This is a genomic window from Sutcliffiella sp. NC1 (genome assembly GCF_027594365.1).
Classification (GTDB): Bacteria; Bacillota; Bacilli; order Bacillales; family Bacillaceae_I; genus Sutcliffiella; species Sutcliffiella cohnii.
Genome location: NZ_CP115153.1, coordinates 998,664 through 1,020,537, shown reverse-complemented (window position 1 = coordinate 1,020,537; position 21,874 = coordinate 998,664). Strand labels below are relative to the sequence as shown.

The window sequence follows — 21,874 nt, the reverse complement described above, 5'->3', positions numbered from 1 at the left end:
TATATACTTAATCAATTTTTTTTGATTAATAAATCAACTTTTTTTGATATTAGATAAAGGTGGGGATTACGTATGATCGTACAAACGTTAAAAGACTTTTTATTTATTGCTTTAGAATTAACGATTTTATTTATTGGCATTTCATTTCTTATCAGTCTTTTGCAATGCTTTATACCTTTTGAAAAATTAGAGAAGAAATTAGCAGGGAAAAACAAAATAATTGCTGCCTTCGGGGCTGTATTATTTGCATTTATTACACCGTTTTGCTCATGCTCCACAATACCAGTCGTAGTAAATATGCTTAAACGAAAGCTACCTTTTGGAATTGTAATGATTTTCTTATTTTCATCTCCTGTACTGGATCCAACAATTATTACCATTATGGGAGTTATACTCGGATGGAAAGTCGCTATTATTTACACAGTAGTAACAACTTTTTTTTCGATTGTTATCGGTTTTGCGCTTGAAGCCTTCGGTTTTGAGAAATATGTGAAGAATGTCATTATGTCTGGTTATGATGAAAAAGGAAAAAGATTCAACATTAAAGAAGCTTTTAAAGACACTGTTAGTTTAATAAAAAGCGTATTTCCATATCTTCTTATTGGTGCTGCTATCGGTTCCATCATTAACGGCTTAGTACCGACCGAGTGGATTTCCAATACTTTCGGTTCAGACCATTGGTGGCTTATACCCCTTGCAGCTGTTTTGGGAATTCCTTTATATATTAGACTTTCTAGTATGATCCCAATATCACAAATATTAATTCTGAAAGGGATGGCACTCGGTCCAGTAATGGCGATGATGATTAGTTCTGCAGGAGCGAGCCTACCTGAAGTCATATTATTAAAGTCCATTTTCAAACAGCAGTTAGTTATTACCTTTGTTATAGCTGTTATTACGATGTCAACATTTGCTGGCTTTATCTTTTATTTAATATAAGGAAGGGATGATTTTACATGTTATCACTATTTAGAAAAGCTACTAAAAAGGAAAAAAAATGCTGTTCCGTAGAAATAAAAGAAGTTAAAACTGAAACGAAAGACGATAAGAATCTAAGCAAACTTGCTGTTAAAGGAAGTGAGTAAAATGACTGTAAATCATGGTGGAACGCTAGGAATAGACTTCTTTGTTGCTTATATAAAATTAATAATGAACTCACGAAGATGCTCATTTGAGGAGGCAAAAACAATCACACTTGATTTGTTCTTTAACAGGAACGAAAATCAGTTTGGAAAACAAACATACAACCACTTTTTGCTAGCCTTTGAGAAAATAACAGAAAATCAATAGAATAATAAAGGGATAACCCTTACGTACAATCGTAAAAGGTATCCCTTATTTCATCTTTTCTTAAACTGTATTACCAATAATAAGGATATGGATATGGTGGATAAGGCGGATAGTAATATCTAGGTGGCGTTAATAATGCACCTGCTGCTAATCCTGTTAAAAATGGAAAACCGAAACCTAATCCAAATCCTGGAAACCCAAAACCGAAACCAGGTCTACCAAAACCGAAGCCCGGTCTACCAAAGCCAAAACCTGGACGGCCGAACCCCATTCCAAAAATTCTCGAATCTGCTGGATTATAATTTACATCTTGATAATTAGACAACACTTTTCAACTTCCTCCTCATTTGTTGAATGTTTTACTGTCTTCCATAAAGATTATGCTAATTATCAATAAAGTTCTTGGGCGTTCAACCTAATATAGAGGAAAAATATGAGATATTAGCGGATTTTTGCCACAACAGTCGGTAATGGCTTTTTCATAAATGTGGTTTCTGTAACATCCTCTGACTTTGGGAGCGATCGAGTAACCTTATCCAATATCCAAAAGACTCCAACGAAAAATACGATTACCCCGCTTACAAAAATTATATATACACTTCCAACTACTACACCTAATACGCCACCAATAAGGGACCCTATCGGCATTGCGATACCACTTAAACTAAAAGATGCAGAGAACACTCTTCCTAACAAATGTTTTGGTATTCCTCTTTGTATAAAAGTATTAACTAAAATATTCGTAACCCCACCTGGGAACCAAGCTAGACCGTAAATTACAATCATTAACCACGTCCATGGGCTAAAAACCGATATTGCCCACAAAATACCGCTTATAATAAATGCAGTCGCATAAACCTTTCCGATTCCAAACTTTTCTAACTTCAGATACGGAGTCAATAATGCTCCACTAATACTTCCTAGTGCTTGTGCCATCAATAACAGGCCAAAAATTTCTGCCCCGCCTTGTTGTTTACTGAATTCTGGTAATACAACAAAAGTGGCACCACCTACTAGATTAATAGCGATGATTCCTAACAATAATCTAGAGAATGTCTTATTAAGAAGTATACTAATACCCTCTTTTAGCTCCACACCATACTTTTTAAAATGTACTATAAATGATTCATCACTTTTTTCTTTTCTTTGTGGTTTAGGTAATTTTATTAAGGAGAATAGTATAGCCCCCATTAAAAACATAACAGAGTCTATAAGATATATAGAAATTGCGCCAATTGTTACAAGTAATACGCCGGCAATTGCATTGCATCCGGTTTCAATTCCTTGATAAGCAAAAGTGAAAAGCGAATTTGCTTTTGTTAGGTCTTTTTTTTCTACAATTTTAGGTAAAGACGCCATTTGAGCAGGGTAAACTAACATATTAAAAGTTGTTATGATAGGAGAAATAATTAAAACGAGTGTAACTGTTATTACGTCAAAGTAATGCGCGATTGGAATGATTAACAAAAGAATAGATTGAATGCACTGTGTCATAATTAATAAGGGACGAATTGGTATTCTATCAATAAATGGTCCGGCAAAAAATTGAACAAACCTCGGTATGATAGTAAGGAACCCAGCCAAACCAGTATAAAAAGTAGAGCCCCCTAATTCAGAAACTAACCACATGGCCGCGACTGCATACATTGTGTCCCCAATATTTGTTACAACTCTCCCTAAAAACATGTATAGAAAATTTCTATTTAAAAGTATACTCATAGGTTGTTAATCCCCATATTCTTCACTTTTTAGTTCTGTAGAGACTATTTTTACACCGATACTGTATTCCTCTGTTTGTGTCCCGTCGCTTACAGAAGTTTTCATTACCCAGTTCTCAAGAAACTGCTTAAATTCTTCTTTTATTTCGTCTTGTTGTTGAGGAGTTAAATGTAATCGAAGGCTTAAAGCGGTAGAATCTTTTGAAAGATAGTTATCTTTTAACACTGGGTCAACCTGTGTATCTCCTACTGAGTTAAACCACTTTGCTTTTGATTTATAATACTTCTCTATAACTCCCCCAAACTTCCTTTCTTCCACAAGCTCGATTAATCCACCTTCATATAATTTTTTCATATGATAATGTACATTTCCACCTGTTTCTCTTAGCAGATCCGCTACTTGTTTAGAAGTTTTTGGTTTATCAATTAACTGACCAATTATTTTAATTCTAAGTGCATTTCCAAGTAATTTTGCTTGTTCAACTGATACATTTAATGAATTATCGTTCATGAAAATCCCCCTATCATAATTAATCTATTTTTTTAGATTATCAATCTGCAAATATAGATTATCACATTTTTAAACAATTGTATATACTTACCAATAAATTAATGTTGCTACTGATTTTATGATTAAATTACAGTGCTCACTTTAATTTACCAATAAAAAAAAGCCACTGATTTCTCAGCAGCTCATCTTTATATATACTTCCTCTGCACGGTCTTCCCATCATAGAAGAACACTACATTTTTCCCTTCAATAACCGATTCCATATGCACTGGTCTTCCCCATAACTGATAAATGTATGGTAACACTTTTTCCAAATATTTTAAGTCAAGCTCAATTCCTTCAAACCAATGTTTTAAATAGAGTTCTCCAGCTTTCATGTAGTCGCCATCATTTACTGTAATATATGGAAAACCTCCATTTACCCGCATGTTCACTAATTGGTCGCGAACTTGCACCCACTCTTTATCAACAATTTTGTAGTCTTTCCCTTGCTTTTGGAATAAGTACATATCTTCTCTTAAAACAAGGTCTTTCGTTAAATAGTTACGAATAAACGAAATATCCGATTCGATTTCACGCACCTCGAACATTTTTTCACGACCGGAACCTGGCTCTACTCCATCCTTTTTCATGTCCTCTGTTGGGTTGTTGTAACGTTCTTCGATATCTTCAAAGATTTTCAATCCTAAATAATAAGGGTTTATGCTAGTACGTGATGGTTGCACAACGCCCGCATTTAGTTTAGCGAATTCCACCGCCTCGTCACTCGTTAAGTCCATTTCACGTAAGATGCGTTGATGCCAGAAGGAAGCCCAGCCTTCGTTCATGATTTTCGTTTCTAGCTGTGGCCAAAAATAGAGCATCTCCTCCCGCATCATCGTTAAAATATCCCGTTGCCATTCTTCTAGTTCTCGACTGTATTGCTCGATAAATAATAAAATGTCTTTTTCAGGCTGGGGCGGAAGGCTCTTCTTCTTTCTTCTCGGCTTTTCCTTCGGTTTGTTACGATCGTCTAATAACCAGAGATCGTCATAAATAGAATGCTTATGTGGAGCTTCCTCCTCTTCTAAATCTTCTAAACTCCAGGCAAGTTTTGGTCGTACTAAGGACGGGTCAATATGCTCTTGAATGGAAAGGACAGCATCTAGAAATGTCTCGACTTCTTTTTTGCCATATTCATGCTCATACTGTTTTATCCGTTCAGCAGTGGCCGCCATACTTTCTACCATGTCTCGTTTCGTATTTTGGAAGCGACTATTATTTTTAAAGAAATCACAGTGAGCTAAAACGTGCGCAACAATAAGTTTATTTTGAATTAACGAATTGGTATCTAACAAAAACGCATAGCAAGGATCCGAGTTGATGACGAGCTCATAAATTTTACTTAACCCTAAGTCGTAATGAAGCTTCATTTTATGGAACTGTTTTCCGAAACTCCAATGAGAAAATCTCGTTGGCATTCCGTACGCTCCGAATGTGTAAATAATGTCAGCTGGACAAATTTCATATCTCATTGGGTAAAAATCTAAACCAAAGCCTTTTGCTATTTCTGTAATTTCATCGATAGCGTAAAATAACGCTTTTTCATCTTCCGGTCTCATCTCACCCTCTCCTTTCCTCTTACAACAATGTATGAACAAGAAGTCGATAACATGAAACTTTCGTTATTGAAATAATTTAGCTTTACAAATAATAAGTAAAACCATTATTATATTCGCCTTAACGTTTCGTAAAAAAATATATAAAAGACGGATACTATTTACTGTAGTGGTATACTTTCTATAGAGAGGAGTGTATTCATGGATTATGTCCTTTTAATTGTAATCGGCTTTTGCATTAGTATGCTTTCTGGTTTTTTCGGCATAGGTGGTGGATTTGTTCTAACACCACTGTTATTACTTTTAGGATTTAGCCCTATTGAAGCGATCACAACTAGCTTATTTTATACGATTGGTTCTTCTATCGCAGGAATGTATGCCCATTACAAATTAAAGAATATTTTATGGAAAGAAGCTATTATTGTCGGAATTAGTGGAGCTATTGCTACTCAGGTAGCCTATCCGTTTGTACGGTGGCTAGAGAGCAACAATTTGGATACGACTGTTATTCCAACATTTTATTTAATTCTCTTAACTTATTTCTCTTATAGCATGTTAAAGAAACAAAAAAATGTCACAAGCAAGACGTCAGTAGGAGCTAGTAAGTGGAAGTTAATCATATTAGGAATAGGGGCAGGATTTCTTTCCACAACACTCGGAGTTGGTGGTGGCTTTTTCTTAGTTCCTTTGCTTATTACTTTTTTCGGATTGCCTTCTAAAAAAGCGGTTGCGACTAGTTTAGTAGCAGTATTTTTCATCGTCTCTACTGGTTTTGTTACATATGTAGTAAATACACCAATACAATGGGAAGTCGCATTCTTTTTAGTTACCGGGGCTTTGTTAGGCTCTCCTTTAGGAGCAAAGGCTACGTCTTTTTTCCAACAAAAAAGGATTCAACATTTACTTGGATTTCTTTATATCACCACATTTATTAGCTTGGCATTAAAGTTAATTCAGCTCAACACTGTCGGCTTTTGGATTCTTTCCATCTATACTCTGTTTGTTAATGTACTATTATTAGTTCAGCTTTTTAAACAAAAAAGGTTAGCAGCAATAACGTGAAAAAGCTAGGGAGGCTCCCTAGCTTTTTACAATAAAAGTGCTGTTGCTATACCAAAATATATAAATAAAGAGATAATATCATTTAACGTCGTAATTAGTGGACCTGATGCAATCGCAGGGTCTACATTTAGTTTATATAGAATAAGTGGAATAATTGTACCTGCTAACGTACCAATTATTAATGTACAAAGTAAAGATATTCCAACAACGACACCAAACATTGGGTCAGGTAACCATACCCAGGCAATAATCGCAATTAAAATACCACAAGTAATTCCGATGATAATTCCAACACGAAGTTCCCTTAAAACTAATCCCGTTGCTACTTTCATATCCATCTCACGCGTAATCAATCCACGTACTACAACAGCAAGTGACTGAGTTCCAGTATTTCCTGTCATTCCTGCAATCATTGGCATGAAAAATGCTAAAGCAACGACAGCTTCTAATGTTTCTTCAAAGTTACTTATAATACTTCCTGAAATTAAACCGATAAATAGAAGTAAAATAAGCCAAGGTAATCTTCTTCTTGATGCAACCCATGCTTTCGTATCAAAATCAATATCTTTACCCGATGCAGAAAGCTTTTCAATATCCTCATTTGCTTCTTGTATTACAACGTCGATGACATCATCGACCGTGATAATACCGACAAGCGTACCATCTTCTTCAATTACTGGAACTGCTAAAAAGTCGTAACGACCAATAATATTAGCTACTTCTTCTTGGTCGGTATCGGCCGAAACAGAGATAACACGACTAAACATAATGTCTTCAATTTTTTCGTCCGCATCCGCTAATATTAAATCACGGTATGATACAACTCCGACTAGTTTCTTTTCCCCATTAATAACATATAAATAGTTAATTGTTTCAGCGATTTCCGCAAAACTTTTTAGCTTTGCCACTACTTCCATAACCGTGTAATGACTAGGAATCCAAACGAAGCGGTTTGTCATAATACGACCAGCAGTTTCCGCTTCATACTTCATTAGATCACGTACGGCAGTTGATTCCTCTTCATCCATTTTAGAAAGGAATGCTTCTTTAATTTTTGGCTCCATTTCATGGAAAAGAGTCGCTAGATCATCGTTATCCATCATATCCATTATTTTGGCTGATTTCTCAACACCAATTTTTTGGAATACTTGCAGCTGTAATTCTTGTGTTAACTCTTGAATAAATGATGTAAGCTCTTCATCGGACATGTATGATAAGAATCTTACTCGATGCTTTTCTGGTAATTGCTGATAAATGGAGGCAACGTCATATGGTTGCAGCTCATCAATTATTTCTTGAAAATCTTTCCGTTTACCTTCTTTAATGTACTTAATAACATTGATGATAATTTCATTTTCTGTTAAATTTTTCACCATGTTCTTCCCCTCCTTTTCAAATATGATAAAGGATGTTTAGAACTTTTATTATTTCCTCATCGAGAGATGAATATGAAAATAAATATGTTCGTTACGATCCTTTATGCTCCTTCGACTTGGGCCGATATCCATTTTCATAACCACCTCCATCTTTCTTATACCCTCTTTCATGCAAAAAACCACCTTCTATTTGAATGAAGGTGGTATACGCGCACAAAAATATAGAACGAACTCATCCCCCATTCGTAGAGCTTTAGCACTGTGTGGCATAGGGTAAATCCCAGCTACATTAAAGCCACCTTATATCGATGGTCCCTGTTGACCCGTTGGCGTCTTTGGACGTTTCTGGGCAGCAGCGTATCTCCAACACAGGAGCCTCACCTAACGAAGGCATATAGGTTTTTCTTCACACCTAATACTCTACATCGTGAAAAAACACTTTGTCAATGCCTTTCCTTACCTTTTTTCTTCAAGTGATAATTGTTTTAAAAGTTTTGTCTTTTTATCGAACACTAACGTAACAACTACTTCAAATTTTTCTTGCCCGTTACTCCCTACTAGTTTAAATGTATCTTTCGCTTCTTTTTCCGATAGTTCTTCACGCCCTACATAAGTATAATCTTGAAATTCCACATCCGCTCCGTAGCTTTCCTTCGCAACTTCAACTGCAATTCTTCCCCACTTCTCATAATCATTACTTTCTTGTGCAAAAGCAACGTTTCCGACCATCGTTATTAATAAAGTAGCAATAAATAATGATGCAACAGCACTTTTCTTCATCATGTTTGGCCTCCCACTCTTTTTTTTCATTATTATTTTGCACCTTATCCCATCATTTGATTACGATAATTTTATACGTAAGAAACTGTTTGGCGATTAGACCAACATTTACAACGTGAAAAAAATTAAATAAGCGGGCAATATAATATCAACTCCTTCACAAAGGAGGTATGGCGGAGATGAACACGATTGACTATGATCGTGCATTATACTACACACACCGATCAGAATGGGATAACTTACTTATCCTTATGGTTCGCACAAAAGATGATTTTCTTTCCAAACATATTGAACACTTTTTACATTCGTATAACTTTTCCCGGGATCATCAAGTTATCGAACAAAACCTTTACCAGTTGCTGAGATATATCGATCATGCTGTTCAAATTAATACAACACACTATGATGAAGAAACAAGTCACGATTACGTGAATATGTAGGAAGGCGCTTAGCCTTCCTTTTTTTTATTTGTTAGACATCTGAATGAGGGTAGGGTTTTGCTCCGCTGAAATTTATGCTGACTTTTCCCCTCTGTTGAACCACATTCCGAAGTTCATTGCACTACTTTTGTAAACAAAAGAAAAAAACACCCTAAAAATAGGATGTTTACTTTTGCTCAACGTATTGATGCATTTTGTAATATAGCTTTAGTTCATCTATAACACCTTTTACAAGTAACTTACTGTCATCCGTTAACGTATAATTTTCACGGTCAAAACAGTGCGGGTCTAGCACTAGCTGTTTCGGTATAACATTAGCATATACGCCACGACCTACTGTGCGCATGTTTGTAAGGGCATTTATTCCCCCTTTTCCTCCTCCAGCTACTGCGATTAATCCTACAGGTTTATGCGCAAACTGTTCATTACTTAAAAAATCTAAAGCATTTTTTAATGCACCACTCATGCCAGAATGGTACTCTGGAGAAGTTAATATAACGGCATCTGCCTTTTTTACCGTATCTCGCAATGCGCGAACATGGTCTAATTCTCCTTGATATTCTTCTCCGTTATATAAAGGCAACGTTTCTTCGCTAAGGTCAATTATTTTTGCATTGAACTCCTTTTCGATAAACGTAGCTAAAATTCTCGTTCTTCCCGCTTTACGTGGACTTCCGTTTATTACTACTATTTCCATCGCTAGCCACTCCTTTCCAATATGTTCAGTATAACAATCGTCCTCTAAGTATTTGTATAGGATAAAGGACATGAATCATTTTAGGTCAAAAGCTTTAATCGTTCAAATATTTCACTGCAAATAACGCTGCTTGTGTTCGATCCGCTAGTTCTAGTTTCGCTAATATATTTGATACGTGAGTTTTAACCGTCTTTTCTGTAATGTAAAGACTACTTGCAATTTCTTTATTACTTTTCCCTTTGCAGATCTCATGTAAAACTTCTAATTCTCTTTTCGTTAATTCTTTTAATTTATTTTGAGGTGCTTCGTTTTCATTCGATAAGTGAGACATTACGTGAAACGTTACTTTTGGATGAAGCTGGCTTTCACCACGATATATAGCACGAATAGCTGCACTTAGCTCATCAGGCTCTACATCCTTTAATTGATAACCTGCAGCACCTGCTTTTATAGCAGGAATGACATGGTCTTGATCAGCAAAGCTTGTTAGTATTAATATTTTTATGTGAGGGTGTTTTTCCACAATAATTTTTGTTGCCTCTATTCCGTCTTTCACAGGCATTTGCAAGTCCATTAATATGATGTCAGGCTTTAACTCGTCTGCGAGGTTAATTGCTTCTGCACCGTCTTTTGCTTCCCCAATTACTTGAATGTCCTTTTGTGTTTTCAAAAAAAAGTGTAAACCTCGACGAACAACATGATGATCATCAGCAATTAAAACTTTAATCATTTCATTCCCTCCTTCACAAATGGAATGGTTACTTTTACGGTTGTACCGGCACCAAGCTTACTCGTTAAACTAAATGTACCTTGTAAAATTTCCGCTCGTTCTTTCATACTCGCTATACCTAATGATGGAAAGTCCTCCATATTACTACATTCAAAACCATCACCATGATCTACAATCGTTAATGTTACTTCATCTTTTTCTTTTAAGACATGCATAGTAACCTTTTGAACATTTGCATGCTTTTTGCAATTATTTAACGCTTCTTGTCCTATTCGCCACAGGCATTCTTCCATTTCACTTGGTATATCTAAAACACCTGTCACATGTGCATCTACTTCAATACTTAATACTTTTCCATAATGGAGCAAGGCGCTAACTAAACCGTTTTCTAATCCTTGTGGACGAAGCTGCCAAATGAGTCCTCTCATTTCGCTCATCGCTTCTTGCGATAATTCCTGCATATAATTTAACATTTCTATCAACTCAGGATTCTGCGTCATTTCTTTCGTTCCACGTACTGTTAGCATTAGGGAAAATAATAGTTGATTTACGGAATCATGGAGGTCTCGGGCTAGTCGGTTTCTTTCAGCTATAACAGTAAGGCGCTGTTCATTCTCAGTTAATTTAATTCTTTTAATCGCTGTTCCGACTTGATATGCTACCGATTCTAATAATGCTAGTTCTCCGTCCGTGAATTGTGTTTTATTTGGAGAAGCAACGTTTAACAAACCAAACTTCTCCGTCCCTGCGGTTAATGGCACTGTCGCATGGTGAGTAATCCCCTTCGTATCTCCCCAATGATTTTCGACGGCATCCTCTAATCGTTTACATTCCATAATGTTCGTTGCTTTTTGAAGAGCTCCACGATTATATTTATTGACACACCAGCAAGAACCTTCACACATAACTTTCTTTTTATTATTCGATAACGCTTCTGGTAATTGATAGTCTGCCGCGAGTTGATAAGTCCCTTTTTCTTCGTCTATTAAAAAAATCCATCCCGTTTCTAACTTCATAATAGCTAATAGCTCTTTTAGAACATCTAAAAGCATAGTTGATAATTCAGTTGCTTGGTTTAAAGATTCTGCAATTACTTTTAATGCCTTTAATTCACTTATACGTTGATCATCCACTTCTCCCATACCCCTTTACCATTCGTTATTTCTATTATAACAATCAGTACTACTGTTTTAACTTATAAATTAGTCGAGTTTTTTCTAAGACTTTAGACCGAAAAAAGAGGTCAGAATAGTTCTGACCTCTTTTACTAATTGCTTAGCTTTTTAACAAGCACTATTTTAATAATTGATTTACTTTTTCCATAACATCAGTAGCAATACTCTCTAGTTTTTGTTCGCTTTCAGCTAATGTATTGGATTGTACGCCAAAGTAAAATTTCACTTTTGGTTCTGTACCTGAAGGACGCATACATACCCATGATCCATCCTCTAAGAAATATTTCAACACGTTGGAAGTTGGTAATTGAATAGTACTTGTTTCTCTAGTTTGAACATTTACCTTTTCTTGTTTATTATAGTCTTCTGTTACATTAACTGTTAAACCAGCAAATTCAGTTGGAGGTTCAGCTCGAAACGTTGCCAGTAAGTTTGCAATTTGTTCTGCCCCATCTTTCCCTTTCAATGTAAGAGAACGAAGTCCTTCTAAATAATAGCCATATTTTTCATATAAGCTCATTAATGCTTCATATATTGTTAAACCTTGTTTCTTATAGAAAGCACATATTTCCACTGCCATTATTGCTGCTTGTACAGCATCTTTATCACGTGCAAAGTCTGCAATTAAACTTCCGTAGCTTTCTTCATAGCCAAATTGGAAAGTATATTCGCCTGTTTCCTCATATTGTTTGATTTTTTCTCCAATAAATTTAAACCCTGTTAACGTATCAACCGTTTTAACACCAAAACTATCGGCAATAACTCTACCAAATTCAGAAGTAACAATTGTTTTTAACATAACTCCATTGTTTGGCAACAAGCCTAACTGCTTTCTTTCTGATAGTAAGTAATGTAAAAACAGTGCCCCTGTTTGGTTTCCAGTTAAAATGACATATTCACCGTGCTCATTTTTTACTGCTATACCTAAACGGTCTGCATCTGGATCTGTTGCGATAAGTAAATCTGCGTCTATTTCTTTCCCGTCACGAATAGCTAACTCAAAAGCAGCATGCTCTTCTGGATTAGGTGATTGAACAGTAGAAAAGTTAGGGTCTGGAACTTCCTGTTCTTTTACAACATGAACATTTTTATAACCAAGTGCCTCTAATCCTTGTCTTACAGGAAGGTTAGCTGTTCCGTGAAGTGGTGTAAACACAACTTTTACTTTATCTCCTATCTCTTCTGCAAGTTCCGGATGTAGCGTAATTGTTTTTAGCTGCTGAAGGTAGGCAGAGTCCACTGGTTCACTAATCATTTTAATTAATCCTTTTTCGATTAACTCCTCTTTGGAAGCAACTTCTATCGTTAATTCGTTTTCGACTTCATCTACTTTTGCAATTACCTCATCTGCTTCTTGAGGTGGTAATTGACTGCCGTCAGGGCCGTAAACTTTATAACCATTGTATTCTGGAGGATTATGACTTGCAGTAACAACAATACCTGAAAAAGCATGAAGATACCGAACTGCAAACGACAATACTGGTGTTGGACGTAAACTCTCAAACACATACGTTTGGATTCCATGGCTAGCAATCGTTTTAGCTGCTTCCATCGCAAATTCTGGTGATTTATGTCGACAATCATATGCAATCGCAACCCCACGATTTTTTGCTTCCTCACCAAATGAAGCAATATATTTAGCAAGACCTTCTGAAGCCTTTCGTACTGTATAAACATTCATGCGATTCGTTCCTGCACCAATCTCCCCACGCATACCTCCTGTTCCAAATTCTAAGTTTTTATAAAACGCTTCTTCTTTCGCTTTATCATCCTCGCTCATCGCTTGTAGCAGTTGCTTCATTTCATCGTCTAAATTTGTATGCTTTTCCCATAATTCGTACTTATTAGTCCAACTCATTTTACTTCCTCCATTTCATTGCTCATGAATATGTACTTTTTCTTTATTTCTTATTTAATTCCTGCTTATATTTAATGACAAATAATGCAATCCCCATCATTATACTAAAAAAGTGTCAATTATTGAATGTTAATTTGGCTTTACGTGTTCATGTAAAGTTTCTACTGTTTGTCTGTATTTATCTACAAAAAAAGAACAAGCTAACAGACACAAGTAAATACTTATATTTGTTAGTTGTTGTTCTCTTCTCAGAAAACCATTTACTTAAAAGCCATTGCAGCGTTTACTGCCTTTTTCCAACCTTCATATAGAGATTTTTGTTCATCTACTTTCATTTTAGGTTCAAAGGAACTTTCAACCTTCCATTGTTCTGAAATTTCCTCCCTACCTTTCCAAAAGCCAACTGCTAAACCTGCCAAATAGGCTGCTCCTAATGCTGTTGTTTCATTAACTACCGGGCGCTCTACCGGCACTTGTAACACATCGCTTTGAAATTGCATTAAGAAATTATTTCTCACAGCACCTCCGTCGACACGTAGTGTTTTTAACGTTATCGATGAATCTTGTTCCATTGCACTAAGTACATCTTTCGATTGATATGCTAACGACTCCAACGTCGCACGGATAAAGTGATCCTTTGACGTACCTCTCGTAATGCCGAATACAGCCCCTCTAACATCACTATCCCAATAAGGTGTTCCTAGCCCTACAAAAGCTGGCACTACATAAACACCTTCCGTAGAAACTACATTATTGGCATATTGCTCTGACTCTTCCGCGCTTTGTATTAGGTTCAATCCATCACGAAGCCATTGAATAGCCGCACCAGCAATAAATATACTACCTTCTAAGGCGTAAGTCACTTTGCCATCTAATCCCCATGCAATCGTCGTCAATAAGCCATGATTGGATTCTACTGGCTTTTCTCCTGTATTCATTAACATGAAACAACCGGTCCCGTACGTATTTTTCGCCATTCCCTCTTCAAAGCATGCTTGGCCAAATAGGGCTGCTTGTTGGTCCCCTGCTACTCCGGCAATTGGTACTTCTTTTCCAAAAAAGTGGTAATCAGCTGTATGAGCGTATATTTCAGAGGAAGCGCGTACTTCTGGTAACATAGATGCCGGAACTGTAAACATGTCCAATAGCTCTTCATCCCATTTCAATTCATGAATATTATACATTAACGTTCTAGATGCGTTTGAATAATCAGTAACATGGGCTTTCCCACCAGATAGTTTCCAAATAAGCCAACTATCTATCGTACCGAATAGTACTTCTCCCTTATTTGCTTTTTCCCTTACTCCTTCTACGTTATCTAATATCCACTTTACCTTTGTTCCTGAAAAATAAGGATCAATTAACAAACCTGTTTTCTTTTGAACTGTATCCTCATATCCTGCCTCTTTCAGTTCATTACATATAGAGGCTGTTTGCCTAGATTGCCATACAATTGCGTTATAGACAGGCTTGCCGGTTTTTTTGTCCCATACAACGGTTGTTTCTCTTTGGTTTGTAATGCCAATACCTACAATTTGTTCAGGTTTTATACCAGATTCAGAAAGACACGATGCTATACATGATAATACGCTGCTCCAAATTTCATTAGCATTATGTTCTACCCAACCACTTTTCGGAAAATATTGAGTGAATTCACGTTGAGAACTATAGACGATTTCTCCACTTTTGTTAAAAATAATAGCTCTTGAACTTGTCGTTCCTTGATCTATTGCTAAAATAAATTTCCCCACTCTTACTCTCCCCTTATTTGAAAGTTTTTTCTATAATGAATAATTAATTATGTAAGGTTTTTTATTATCATATGGTGGACTACTCCTCGTAATGTCACATAATAAGTTGTTATTTCCATTTTAAATTGGATAGCTACAAGTAACAACTGTAATGATAATAAGTACATAAAAGTTGAACAATATATATATGTGCGAGTAAAATATAAGTATTCCGATATAAGTAGGTGCATTTAGTATGAATAAAACTGTTCCGATACCATTAGTTACGCTAAATCAATGGTTTATCTTCATTATTGTTCTTCTTTCATTAAGTACGGGGTTATACAATCTATTATTGCTTCCCTTTATCACTGGAATAATCGGGTTGTTGTTTAAAAAGAATCCTATTATTTTAATTGGATCACAATTTTTAAGAAAACATAAATCTTCCTATCCTCAAGAAGAAATCGCACAACTTCAATTTAATCAAACAATTGCAGTTACATGTTTAGGGATTTCACTTATTGGCTTTAATTTTGGAATTCCGACACTTGGATTCATCTTTGCAATCATGGTAGGTCTAGCCGCTCTTGTTGCAAATTTAGGCTTTTGTGTTGGATGTTTTATACGATTTCAATGGCAGCAATATCAATTTAAAAGACAACAAAATAACGGATAGTGAAGAGCTGCTAAAAAAATAGCAGCTTTTTACCTATTTTTTTATTGAATCACCTCCTTCCAAAATACCTATTTAAATCATTCCTCTAAACAGAAAGACTCATTTTAAAAATCAACCCCAATAAACACTTAACCTCTTCCGAAATAGTTGGTGGATTATTCGACAAATTTTGCTAATAAGTCCATAAATTTCACAAGGGAGTTGGAAAAGTTGGAAAAAGAAAAAAAGCTTATTACAACATCTAGAAAGCAACGCATTCAAAAATCAAAAGTACTAGAAAGAAGAAGAAAGAAAAGGAAAGTTACAAGTTTTATTATTGCAGGTATTTTAGCTGCTAGTGCTTTCATAACATTTGGAACAACCCATATGTTAGCCGATAAGTCGGTAGGCAATCATAAAGTAGTACAAGGGGACACTCTTTATTCTTTATCAAGAACTTATGGAGTCTCTGTAAAAGAATTAAAAGAAACTAATAACTTACAAACTGACACGATTAAAGTTGGACAAACATTAAAAGTACCAGCAAAAGAAAACGTTTCCGGTCATAATAGCACTCATTCTCATATTGTTAAAAACGGTGAAACACTTTATTCTATTGCTAAAAGGTACGGCATTACAGTTCAACAATTAAAAGACTACAACGGGTTGCAAAACAACATAATTAAAGTTGACCAAACTTTACAAATTCCGAAAACAACTCACGTAGTAACGAAAGGTGATACTTTATTTTCAATAGCAAGAAAAAATGGGTTAACTGTAGATGAATTAAAGGCAGCAAACAACTTAACTTCTTCGACTATTTATGTAGGTCAAACATTGTCATTAGTGAAAAATTCAACTAGCCAACCAAAAGGCAGTCAATCTGTTTTTTATGGAGAAAAAGTAGAAAGTGGAACATATACAGTTGTACCAGGAGATACATTGTGGAATATTGCGAAAAGATTTCAAATTTCCGTTGAATCACTGAAAAAAACAAACAATATGAAAAATGATTACGTTCTAATTGGCCAAAAACTAACGATAAAAGCTCCTAACTTATATAAAGTAGATGCTGATGTTGTCGGGGCAATTGATAATAGCACGATTGAATTACTAATAAGTGGTTATGACGAACCTGTTGTCCTAAGAGTGGCGTATGGGACTGGAAAAGCATTCGACCTCTATAGCGGAGCAGTAATCACTATCATTTATCAAGATTCCGCTAACCCCTCATTAATTGAATATCGATTTTAAAGAAACAATAGAAAGCTCTCAAAGAAGAGCTTTCTATTGTTTATATTTTATGGAATAAATATCTTTTCGTCTGTCTTTTAGTTGACGTACTGTTCCTGACTGTCTTTGTCTTCGTAATATTTCTAAATCTACATCACCTATGACTACCATTTCTATATTGGCATTACATTCTCCTACTATTCCATCACGAGCAAATTCAAAATCAGAAGGTGCAAATATGGCTGACTGTGCATATTGAATATCCATATTTTCCACTTGTGGTAAATTACCACATGTTCCTGCGATTACGGTGTAAATTTGATTTTCAACCGCTCTTGCTTGCGCACAATAGCGAACCCGTAAATAACCTTGGCGATCTTCTGTATTAAACGGACAAAAAATAATATTGGCACCTTTTTCTGTTGCAATTCGAGCTAACTCTGGAAATTCGATATCATAACATATTTGAATGGCAATCTTTCCACAATCAGTATTGAATACTCTTACTCGATCTCCTCGACTTATTCCCCACCATTTACGTTCATTAGGGGTAATGTGAAGTTTATATTGTTTTTCAATCGTACCGTCACGGCGAAATAAATAAGCGATATTATATATTTTTTCATCCTCTTCAACAAAATGCGAACCACCGATAATATTAACATTATATTTAACGGCTAAATCCGTAAATAATTGAATGTATTGTTCCGTAAATGCTGTTAAACGTTGCACCGCTTTACTCGGAACTTTTTCATGTAAAATGGACATAAGTTGTGTCGTAAAAATTTCTGGGAAAACCGCAAAATCTGATCCTGCATCCGAAGCAACATCCGTATAATATTCCACTTGTGTTGCAAATTCTTCAAAAGAATTAATTTGCTTCATTTTATATTGGACAACACAAATCCGTACTGGAAAGGAGGTTTTAAAGTGTCGCTTAGACACTGGAACAAAATCTACGTTATTCCATTCCATCAACGTAGCATATTTATTCGACGCAACATCATCCGGCAAATACCCAGGATTAATTCTCATTAATGTAAATTCATTTAACAATTGAAAAGAAAGTACCGGATCGTAAATTTTATGGCGCATTACTTGTCTGACATATTCCCGTGGCGTCATATCTTGCTCGTATTTATGATAATTAGGAATCCGCCCACCGATGATAATACTTTTTAAATTTAATCTTCGTGCTAAGTCTTTTCTAGCTTCATATAAACGATGCCCTACCTTCATACGGCGAAAATCTGGATGGACCATTACTTCAATTCCGTATAAATTGTATCCATCTGGATTATGGTTTGTTATGTAACCTTCATCGGTAATGTCATCCCACGTATGCCGATCATCATACTCATCAAAATTAATAATAAGGCTGGAGCAAGAACCAATTATTTCACCGTCATACTCTGCACAAAATTGTCCTTCTGGGAAAATGGATAAATGACTCTCTAATTGATCCTTTGTCCATGGAATCATTCCTGGAAAGCATGTATGTTGCATCGTAATTATCCGTTCAATATCCTCTTCTTCCATATTCCGAATAATCATTTTCTTTTCAAACTTTGATAAATCTATTTTTGACAAAACCGTCCATCTCCTTTATTTGTCCAAACTATCTACTACTTTTTATTTTCCCTAACTTCAGTATTCCAAAACTCATTCGATTACTATGCTGAATAGTTCATGTGAAAGTGACAATAATAATGGGAAAATGTACCTTCAGGAGGTGCTCTTATGATACTTGGTTGGGATTCTTGGAGTTTAGCAAGATTACTTACGTTATTATTAGGCTTCGGATACTTTACACTATGGATACAAATTTATCTTTGGCACAGTAGAGGAAGATTTCACGCTTGGCAAATGTACATCCCCGTCGTGAGTCTCCCTCTTGCAAGCATCATTGCTATAATTACGGCAATATTCCCATATAATTGGCTCGCTTGGATACATACACTGCTCTCTGTCATCGTAATAGCGGTTGGTTTTTATGGAGGGGTACTTCATTGGAAGTCTATTAACAAACGAACTGGTGGGTTTAGAAAAGAAAATGTAATGGCAGGCCCGCCGATTACACTACCAACTTTTGTAGGTTCAATGGGAATTTTCGCACTCTTAATCATATGGTATTAAAGGGAAAGTTTGACATATTAATGTCAAACTTTTTCTATTTAATACATAAATTACTTTATTGTTTTGTTTATCAACTATACTAAATAAATATTTTTTTCGACAAGTTTCGACAAACTATACATTTTTTTAGTAAACGCTTTACATATTGTTATGTAAGAATCTTTAACTTTCAAATGAATAACAATTCACTGAAAGTTTAAAAATATCTGTGCCGAAACAGTGGGAAAAGTCTGAAAATCATGTGGACAATCTCTTTTTATGGTGCTATATTTTGAATTACTTTTTAATTCATATTTTCATTCATAGGAGGCATACAGCATGATTGACAATCCACTAATCGCTACCACCCTTATCTTTGCACTACTTGCACTTGGAGAATGGATTTCGATAATATCTAGAGCAAGAGTCCCAATGTTACTTACAGCAATGCTTGGATATTTACTATGTGTATGGACAGGAATATTTCCTGCAGATATTTTAGACAAAGCAATGTTCCCTGCTTTAGGAGCACTCTTAATTGGGCCAGCAATTCTTCATATGGGAACTCTAATACCTTTTTCATTATTAAAGAGTCAAATAAAGGCTGTATTAATTTCATTAGGAGGACTAATCACTGCTGCCGCGTTAATTCTCGCTATTATTCCTTTATTTTTTGATTATGCTACAGCAGTTGCAGGATTAGGCCCCGTAACGGGCGGCATCGTTGCTTTAATTATAACGTCTGAAAAGTTAACTGAAATTGGAATGACAAGTTTAATCATCATACCAGCACTTATCGTTGCCTTTCAAGGTGTGGTTGGGATGCCACTGGCGTTAAATTTCATGAGACGCTATTCGATAAAAATAAAAAAGCAAATGGATGACGGTACTTTTATTCCGATGTTAAAAGAAGCTAATGAAGAAAGTGCCGCAACAAAAGAAAATGCTAGTGCCGTAAAATCTAGCTTAACATTAAAATTATTCTTCGTTTTCGTAGGTGCTGCAATTGGTGTAGCACTGGGAGAAATTACTCCAGTACATTACAGCTTATGGTGCTTAGCAATCGGAATAGTAGGTTTAAAACTCCGTATATTTGAACCACGTACATTAGAAAAATCAAATTCTTTTACTATCACAATGATTGGAATTCTTTTCGTTGTTATCGGTACGATGGGTGGAGTTACCCCACAGCAAGTAGTTGAGAACCTTCCTGCTATATTAGCAATTTTAACTATTGGAACGTTAGGCATTTGTATTGGTGGATACGTTGTTTCTAAACTAGTAAAATGGGATCCACTGAAAGGAATGCCTGTCGCATTAACTGCATTATTCGGCTTTCCAGCAGATTACATTTTATGTGAAGAGGCAGCTCGAAGTGCGGCTAGAAATAAAGAAGAAGAAAAAGCAATTTTTGACGAATTAGTTCCGCCGATGTTAATTGGAGGCTTCACTACTGTAACAGTAGCATCCGTTGTGATTGCTGGAATTATTGTTCAAACGTTATAGGAGGAATTACAGATGAAAAAAACTGTTTTTAAAAACGGAGTAGTTATAGATGGAACAGGTGCAGAACAAAAATTAGATTATATTGTCGTAGTTAATGATAAATTGATTGAATACGTTGGGCCTGAAAGTGAGTACACTTCCACTGGAGATGAAACAATTGTTGATGCTCAAGGCGGCACTGTTTTACCCGGCTTTATCGATTCACACGTTCATATGATGTTTGAATACGAACCAATTGAGAAAAGATTAACAACACCATTTTCGATGATGTATTATAAAGCGGAAAAATATTTAGAAAAGACACTAAACGCTGGTGTAACATCTGTTCGTGATGCGCTTGGGGCAGATCTTGGGGTTAAACAAGCTGTTGAACAAGGATATATTAAAGGTCCTCGATTACAAGTTAGTATTAATGCATTAACGATTACTGGTGGTCATGGAGACGGCTATCAAGTATCAGGTCAAGTGTTAGATTTACTTCCCTCTAACTACCCTGGTATGCCAGATGGGCGCTGTGACGGTGTGGAAGAAGTCCGTAAGAAAACAAGAGAAATGTTACGTGCAGGAGCTGAGGTCATTAAAGTGCATGCTACTGGTGGAGTTTTAAGTGCGACAGACCATCCAGAGTTCACTCAATTCTCGTTAGAAGAGCTAAAGGTAATTGTAGAGGAAGGAAAATTCCGTAAAGGTGTCAAAGTAATGGCACACGCTCAAGGAGCAGAAGGAATTAAAAATGCTGTTAAAGCAGGTATTCATTCAATAGAACACGGTATTTTCCTTGATGATGAATCGATTCAATTAATGGTTGAAAACGGAACTTACTTAGTTCCAACGTTACTTGCACCTGTAGCTGTTCTTGAAATGGCTGACGAGCTTGGTATGCCTCAATCTGCAGTTAAAAAATCACTAGAAGTAATTGAACAACATAGAGAAAGTTTTGCTCGTGCATATAAAGCCGGTGTAAAAATCGCGATGGGTACTGACGCTGGCGTTATGCCACACGGGATAAACCTTCGTGAACTTGGCCTTATGGTCGATTATGGAATGACACCAATGGATGCCATTGTCGCATCGACTAAAACTGCCGCGGAATGTCTCGGTTGGGAAGATAAAGTAGGAACGTTACAAGAGGGCAAACTAGCTGACATCATTGTTGTGAAAGGGAACCCGCTAGACGATATTTACTCACTAGCAAACACTGAAAACATACAAGTTGTAATGAAAGATGGGCAAATCGAAAAGAACTTAGTGTAATAATTCGATCAAGCAAGTGGGGAAAATTAAGACTTTTTTCCTCACTTGTTTTTTATTTTAATTTAAAGTTGTTACAATTTTTAATAGCATATTATTTTCGGTATCTTTTTTTGCGGTCATTCACCCTTTTACTTGTGGAAACC

The 21,874-nt window shown here is 35.9% G+C and carries 23 protein-coding genes and 1 riboswitch; of the genes, 10 read left to right on the top strand and 13 right to left on the bottom strand.

Annotation, left to right across the window (positions count from 1 at the left end; genetic code table 11):
• The first annotated feature begins 72 nt into the window (after window positions 1–72).
• The 3 genes from O1A01_RS05125 to O1A01_RS05115 are packed head-to-tail and all read left to right on the top strand — an operon-like array spanning window position 73 to window position 1,290.
• The gene (locus O1A01_RS05125) at window positions 73–939 is read left to right on the top strand and encodes a permease (RefSeq protein ID WP_270065728.1); all 867 of its coding nucleotides are present in this window, start codon (window positions 73–75) and stop codon (window positions 937–939) included.
• Between the two features lie 17 nt (window positions 940–956).
• Window positions 957–1,085: a hypothetical protein gene (locus O1A01_RS05120; protein WP_268874284.1), complete on the top strand. Its 129-nt coding sequence runs from the start codon at window positions 957–959 to the stop codon at window positions 1,083–1,085.
• A 1-nt stretch (window position 1,086) separates the two neighbouring features.
• Complete coding sequence (locus tag O1A01_RS05115) at window positions 1,087–1,290, top strand: hypothetical protein (protein WP_066419476.1); 204 nt, start codon at window positions 1,087–1,089, stop codon at window positions 1,288–1,290.
• A 70-nt stretch (window positions 1,291–1,360) separates the two neighbouring features.
• Here O1A01_RS05115 and O1A01_RS05110 read toward each other — a convergent pair whose 3' ends face one another.
• The 4 genes from O1A01_RS05110 to O1A01_RS05095 form a co-directional block, all read right to left on the bottom strand.
• Entirely contained in the window at window positions 1,361–1,561 is a 201-nt protein-coding gene (locus O1A01_RS05110) for a spore coat protein (RefSeq protein WP_270066376.1), read from the bottom strand.
• Between the two features lie 170 nt (window positions 1,562–1,731).
• The gene (locus tag O1A01_RS05105; RefSeq protein ID WP_066419474.1) at window positions 1,732–3,009 is read right to left on the bottom strand and encodes an MFS transporter; all 1,278 of its coding nucleotides are present in this window, start codon (window positions 3,007–3,009) and stop codon (window positions 1,732–1,734) included.
• Window positions 3,010–3,015: 6 nt separating this feature from the next.
• Window positions 3,016–3,519 (bottom strand): winged helix-turn-helix domain-containing protein, encoded by a 504-nt coding sequence (locus tag O1A01_RS05100; protein WP_066419473.1) that lies wholly within the window; start codon window positions 3,517–3,519, stop codon window positions 3,016–3,018.
• 188 nt (window positions 3,520–3,707) lie between these two features.
• Complete coding sequence (locus tag O1A01_RS05095) at window positions 3,708–5,120, bottom strand: SpoVR family protein (protein WP_066419472.1); 1,413 nt, start codon at window positions 5,118–5,120, stop codon at window positions 3,708–3,710.
• A gap of 198 nt (window positions 5,121–5,318) precedes the next feature.
• Here O1A01_RS05095 and O1A01_RS05090 point away from each other — a divergent pair, with 198 nt between their 5' ends.
• Window positions 5,319–6,179 carry a sulfite exporter TauE/SafE family protein gene (locus tag O1A01_RS05090; RefSeq protein ID WP_270065727.1) on the top strand — a complete coding sequence of 287 codons (861 nt, stop codon included), beginning with the start codon at window positions 5,319–5,321 and terminating at the stop codon, window positions 6,177–6,179.
• A gap of 26 nt (window positions 6,180–6,205) precedes the next feature.
• Here the strand turns inward: O1A01_RS05090 and mgtE are convergent, their stop codons facing one another.
• The 3 genes from mgtE to O1A01_RS05075 form a co-directional block, all read right to left on the bottom strand.
• Complete coding sequence (gene mgtE, locus O1A01_RS05085; protein ID WP_270065726.1) at window positions 6,206–7,555, bottom strand: magnesium transporter; 1,350 nt, start codon at window positions 7,553–7,555, stop codon at window positions 6,206–6,208.
• A 48-nt stretch (window positions 7,556–7,603) separates the two neighbouring features.
• Window positions 7,604–7,726 (bottom strand): hypothetical protein, encoded by a 123-nt coding sequence (locus O1A01_RS05080; RefSeq protein WP_268874283.1) that lies wholly within the window; start codon window positions 7,724–7,726, stop codon window positions 7,604–7,606.
• Between the two features lie 60 nt (window positions 7,727–7,786).
• Window positions 7,787–7,951, bottom strand: a riboswitch (M-box (ykoK) riboswitch).
• Between the two features lie 60 nt (window positions 7,952–8,011).
• Complete coding sequence (locus O1A01_RS05075) at window positions 8,012–8,338, bottom strand: DUF3889 domain-containing protein (RefSeq protein ID WP_270065725.1); 327 nt, start codon at window positions 8,336–8,338, stop codon at window positions 8,012–8,014.
• A 176-nt stretch (window positions 8,339–8,514) separates the two neighbouring features.
• On the opposite strand from O1A01_RS05075, the gene O1A01_RS05070 reads away from it, so the two are divergent.
• The gene (locus tag O1A01_RS05070; protein WP_066419465.1) at window positions 8,515–8,775 is read left to right on the top strand and encodes a YhdB family protein; all 261 of its coding nucleotides are present in this window, start codon (window positions 8,515–8,517) and stop codon (window positions 8,773–8,775) included.
• Between the two features lie 166 nt (window positions 8,776–8,941).
• Here O1A01_RS05070 and O1A01_RS05065 read toward each other — a convergent pair whose 3' ends face one another.
• The 5 genes from O1A01_RS05065 to glpK form a co-directional block, all read right to left on the bottom strand.
• Window positions 8,942–9,472 carry an NADPH-dependent FMN reductase gene (locus O1A01_RS05065; RefSeq protein ID WP_270065724.1) on the bottom strand — a complete coding sequence of 177 codons (531 nt, stop codon included), beginning with the start codon at window positions 9,470–9,472 and terminating at the stop codon, window positions 8,942–8,944.
• Between the two features lie 94 nt (window positions 9,473–9,566).
• Window positions 9,567–10,202: a response regulator gene (locus O1A01_RS05060; protein WP_270065723.1), complete on the bottom strand. Its 636-nt coding sequence runs from the start codon at window positions 10,200–10,202 to the stop codon at window positions 9,567–9,569.
• Window positions 10,199–11,344, bottom strand: coding sequence for a GAF domain-containing sensor histidine kinase (locus O1A01_RS05055; RefSeq protein ID WP_270065722.1), 1,146 nt, complete (start codon window positions 11,342–11,344; stop codon window positions 10,199–10,201). The genes O1A01_RS05060 and O1A01_RS05055 overlap by 4 nt, the downstream gene beginning before the upstream one ends.
• 151 nt (window positions 11,345–11,495) lie before the next feature.
• Window positions 11,496–13,235 carry a phospho-sugar mutase gene (locus tag O1A01_RS05050; RefSeq protein WP_270065721.1) on the bottom strand — a complete coding sequence of 580 codons (1,740 nt, stop codon included), beginning with the start codon at window positions 13,233–13,235 and terminating at the stop codon, window positions 11,496–11,498.
• A gap of 260 nt (window positions 13,236–13,495) precedes the next feature.
• Entirely contained in the window at window positions 13,496–14,986 is a 1,491-nt protein-coding gene (gene glpK / locus O1A01_RS05045) for a glycerol kinase GlpK (protein ID WP_270065720.1), read from the bottom strand.
• A gap of 235 nt (window positions 14,987–15,221) precedes the next feature.
• Here glpK and O1A01_RS05040 point away from each other — a divergent pair, with 235 nt between their 5' ends.
• Both O1A01_RS05040 and O1A01_RS05035 read left to right on the top strand, forming a co-directional pair.
• Entirely contained in the window at window positions 15,222–15,644 is a 423-nt protein-coding gene (locus tag O1A01_RS05040) for a DUF4395 domain-containing protein (protein ID WP_066419457.1), read from the top strand.
• Between the two features lie 210 nt (window positions 15,645–15,854).
• Window positions 15,855–16,877, top strand: coding sequence for a LysM peptidoglycan-binding domain-containing protein (locus O1A01_RS05035; RefSeq protein ID WP_270065719.1), 1,023 nt, complete (start codon window positions 15,855–15,857; stop codon window positions 16,875–16,877).
• Between the two features lie 33 nt (window positions 16,878–16,910).
• On the opposite strand, the gene O1A01_RS05030 is transcribed toward O1A01_RS05035, so the two are convergent.
• Window positions 16,911–18,410: a bifunctional GNAT family N-acetyltransferase/carbon-nitrogen hydrolase family protein gene (locus tag O1A01_RS05030; protein ID WP_270066375.1), complete on the bottom strand. Its 1,500-nt coding sequence runs from the start codon at window positions 18,408–18,410 to the stop codon at window positions 16,911–16,913.
• Between the two features lie 186 nt (window positions 18,411–18,596).
• Between O1A01_RS05030 and O1A01_RS05025 the strand changes: the two genes are divergently transcribed.
• From O1A01_RS05025 to O1A01_RS05015, 3 genes are all read left to right on the top strand, one after another.
• Complete coding sequence (locus O1A01_RS05025) at window positions 18,597–18,992, top strand: hypothetical protein (protein ID WP_066419454.1); 396 nt, start codon at window positions 18,597–18,599, stop codon at window positions 18,990–18,992.
• Window positions 18,993–19,310: 318 nt separating this feature from the next.
• Complete coding sequence (locus tag O1A01_RS05020) at window positions 19,311–20,477, top strand: hypothetical protein (RefSeq protein WP_066419453.1); 1,167 nt, start codon at window positions 19,311–19,313, stop codon at window positions 20,475–20,477.
• Between the two features lie 12 nt (window positions 20,478–20,489).
• Window positions 20,490–21,731, top strand: coding sequence for a metal-dependent hydrolase family protein (locus O1A01_RS05015; protein WP_066419451.1), 1,242 nt, complete (start codon window positions 20,490–20,492; stop codon window positions 21,729–21,731).
• Window positions 21,732–21,874 lie beyond the last annotated feature (143 nt).

Coding starts and splice junctions, on each gene's coding strand:
- O1A01_RS05020 (WP_066419453.1), top strand. CDS start 19,311: ATGATTGACAATCCACTAATCGCTACCACCCTTATCTTTGCACTACTT.
- O1A01_RS05040 (WP_066419457.1), top strand. CDS start 15,222: ATGAATAAAACTGTTCCGATACCATTAGTTACGCTAAATCAATGGTTT.
- O1A01_RS05080 (WP_268874283.1), bottom strand. CDS start 7,726: ATGAAAGAGGGTATAAGAAAGATGGAGGTGGTTATGAAAATGGATATC.
- O1A01_RS05110 (WP_270066376.1), bottom strand. CDS start 1,561: ATGGGGTTCGGCCGTCCAGGTTTTGGCTTTGGTAGACCGGGCTTCGGT.
- O1A01_RS05115 (WP_066419476.1), top strand. CDS start 1,087: ATGACTGTAAATCATGGTGGAACGCTAGGAATAGACTTCTTTGTTGCT.
- O1A01_RS05095 (WP_066419472.1), bottom strand. CDS start 5,120: ATGAGACCGGAAGATGAAAAAGCGTTATTTTACGCTATCGATGAAATT.
- O1A01_RS05065 (WP_270065724.1), bottom strand. CDS start 9,472: ATGGAAATAGTAGTAATAAACGGAAGTCCACGTAAAGCGGGAAGAACG.
- O1A01_RS05125 (WP_270065728.1), top strand. CDS start 73: ATGATCGTACAAACGTTAAAAGACTTTTTATTTATTGCTTTAGAATTA.
- O1A01_RS05025 (WP_066419454.1), top strand. CDS start 18,597: ATGATACTTGGTTGGGATTCTTGGAGTTTAGCAAGATTACTTACGTTA.
- O1A01_RS05060 (WP_270065723.1), bottom strand. CDS start 10,202: ATGATTAAAGTTTTAATTGCTGATGATCATCATGTTGTTCGTCGAGGT.
- O1A01_RS05105 (WP_066419474.1), bottom strand. CDS start 3,009: ATGAGTATACTTTTAAATAGAAATTTTCTATACATGTTTTTAGGGAGA.
- mgtE (WP_270065726.1), bottom strand. CDS start 7,555: ATGGTGAAAAATTTAACAGAAAATGAAATTATCATCAATGTTATTAAG.
- O1A01_RS05100 (WP_066419473.1), bottom strand. CDS start 3,519: ATGAACGATAATTCATTAAATGTATCAGTTGAACAAGCAAAATTACTT.
- O1A01_RS05015 (WP_066419451.1), top strand. CDS start 20,490: ATGAAAAAAACTGTTTTTAAAAACGGAGTAGTTATAGATGGAACAGGT.
- O1A01_RS05090 (WP_270065727.1), top strand. CDS start 5,319: ATGGATTATGTCCTTTTAATTGTAATCGGCTTTTGCATTAGTATGCTT.
- O1A01_RS05050 (WP_270065721.1), bottom strand. CDS start 13,235: ATGAGTTGGACTAATAAGTACGAATTATGGGAAAAGCATACAAATTTA.
- O1A01_RS05055 (WP_270065722.1), bottom strand. CDS start 11,344: ATGGGAGAAGTGGATGATCAACGTATAAGTGAATTAAAGGCATTAAAA.
- O1A01_RS05030 (WP_270066375.1), bottom strand. CDS start 18,410: ATGATTATTCGGAATATGGAAGAAGAGGATATTGAACGGATAATTACG.
- O1A01_RS05075 (WP_270065725.1), bottom strand. CDS start 8,338: ATGATGAAGAAAAGTGCTGTTGCATCATTATTTATTGCTACTTTATTA.
- O1A01_RS05120 (WP_268874284.1), top strand. CDS start 957: ATGTTATCACTATTTAGAAAAGCTACTAAAAAGGAAAAAAAATGCTGT.
- O1A01_RS05070 (WP_066419465.1), top strand. CDS start 8,515: ATGAACACGATTGACTATGATCGTGCATTATACTACACACACCGATCA.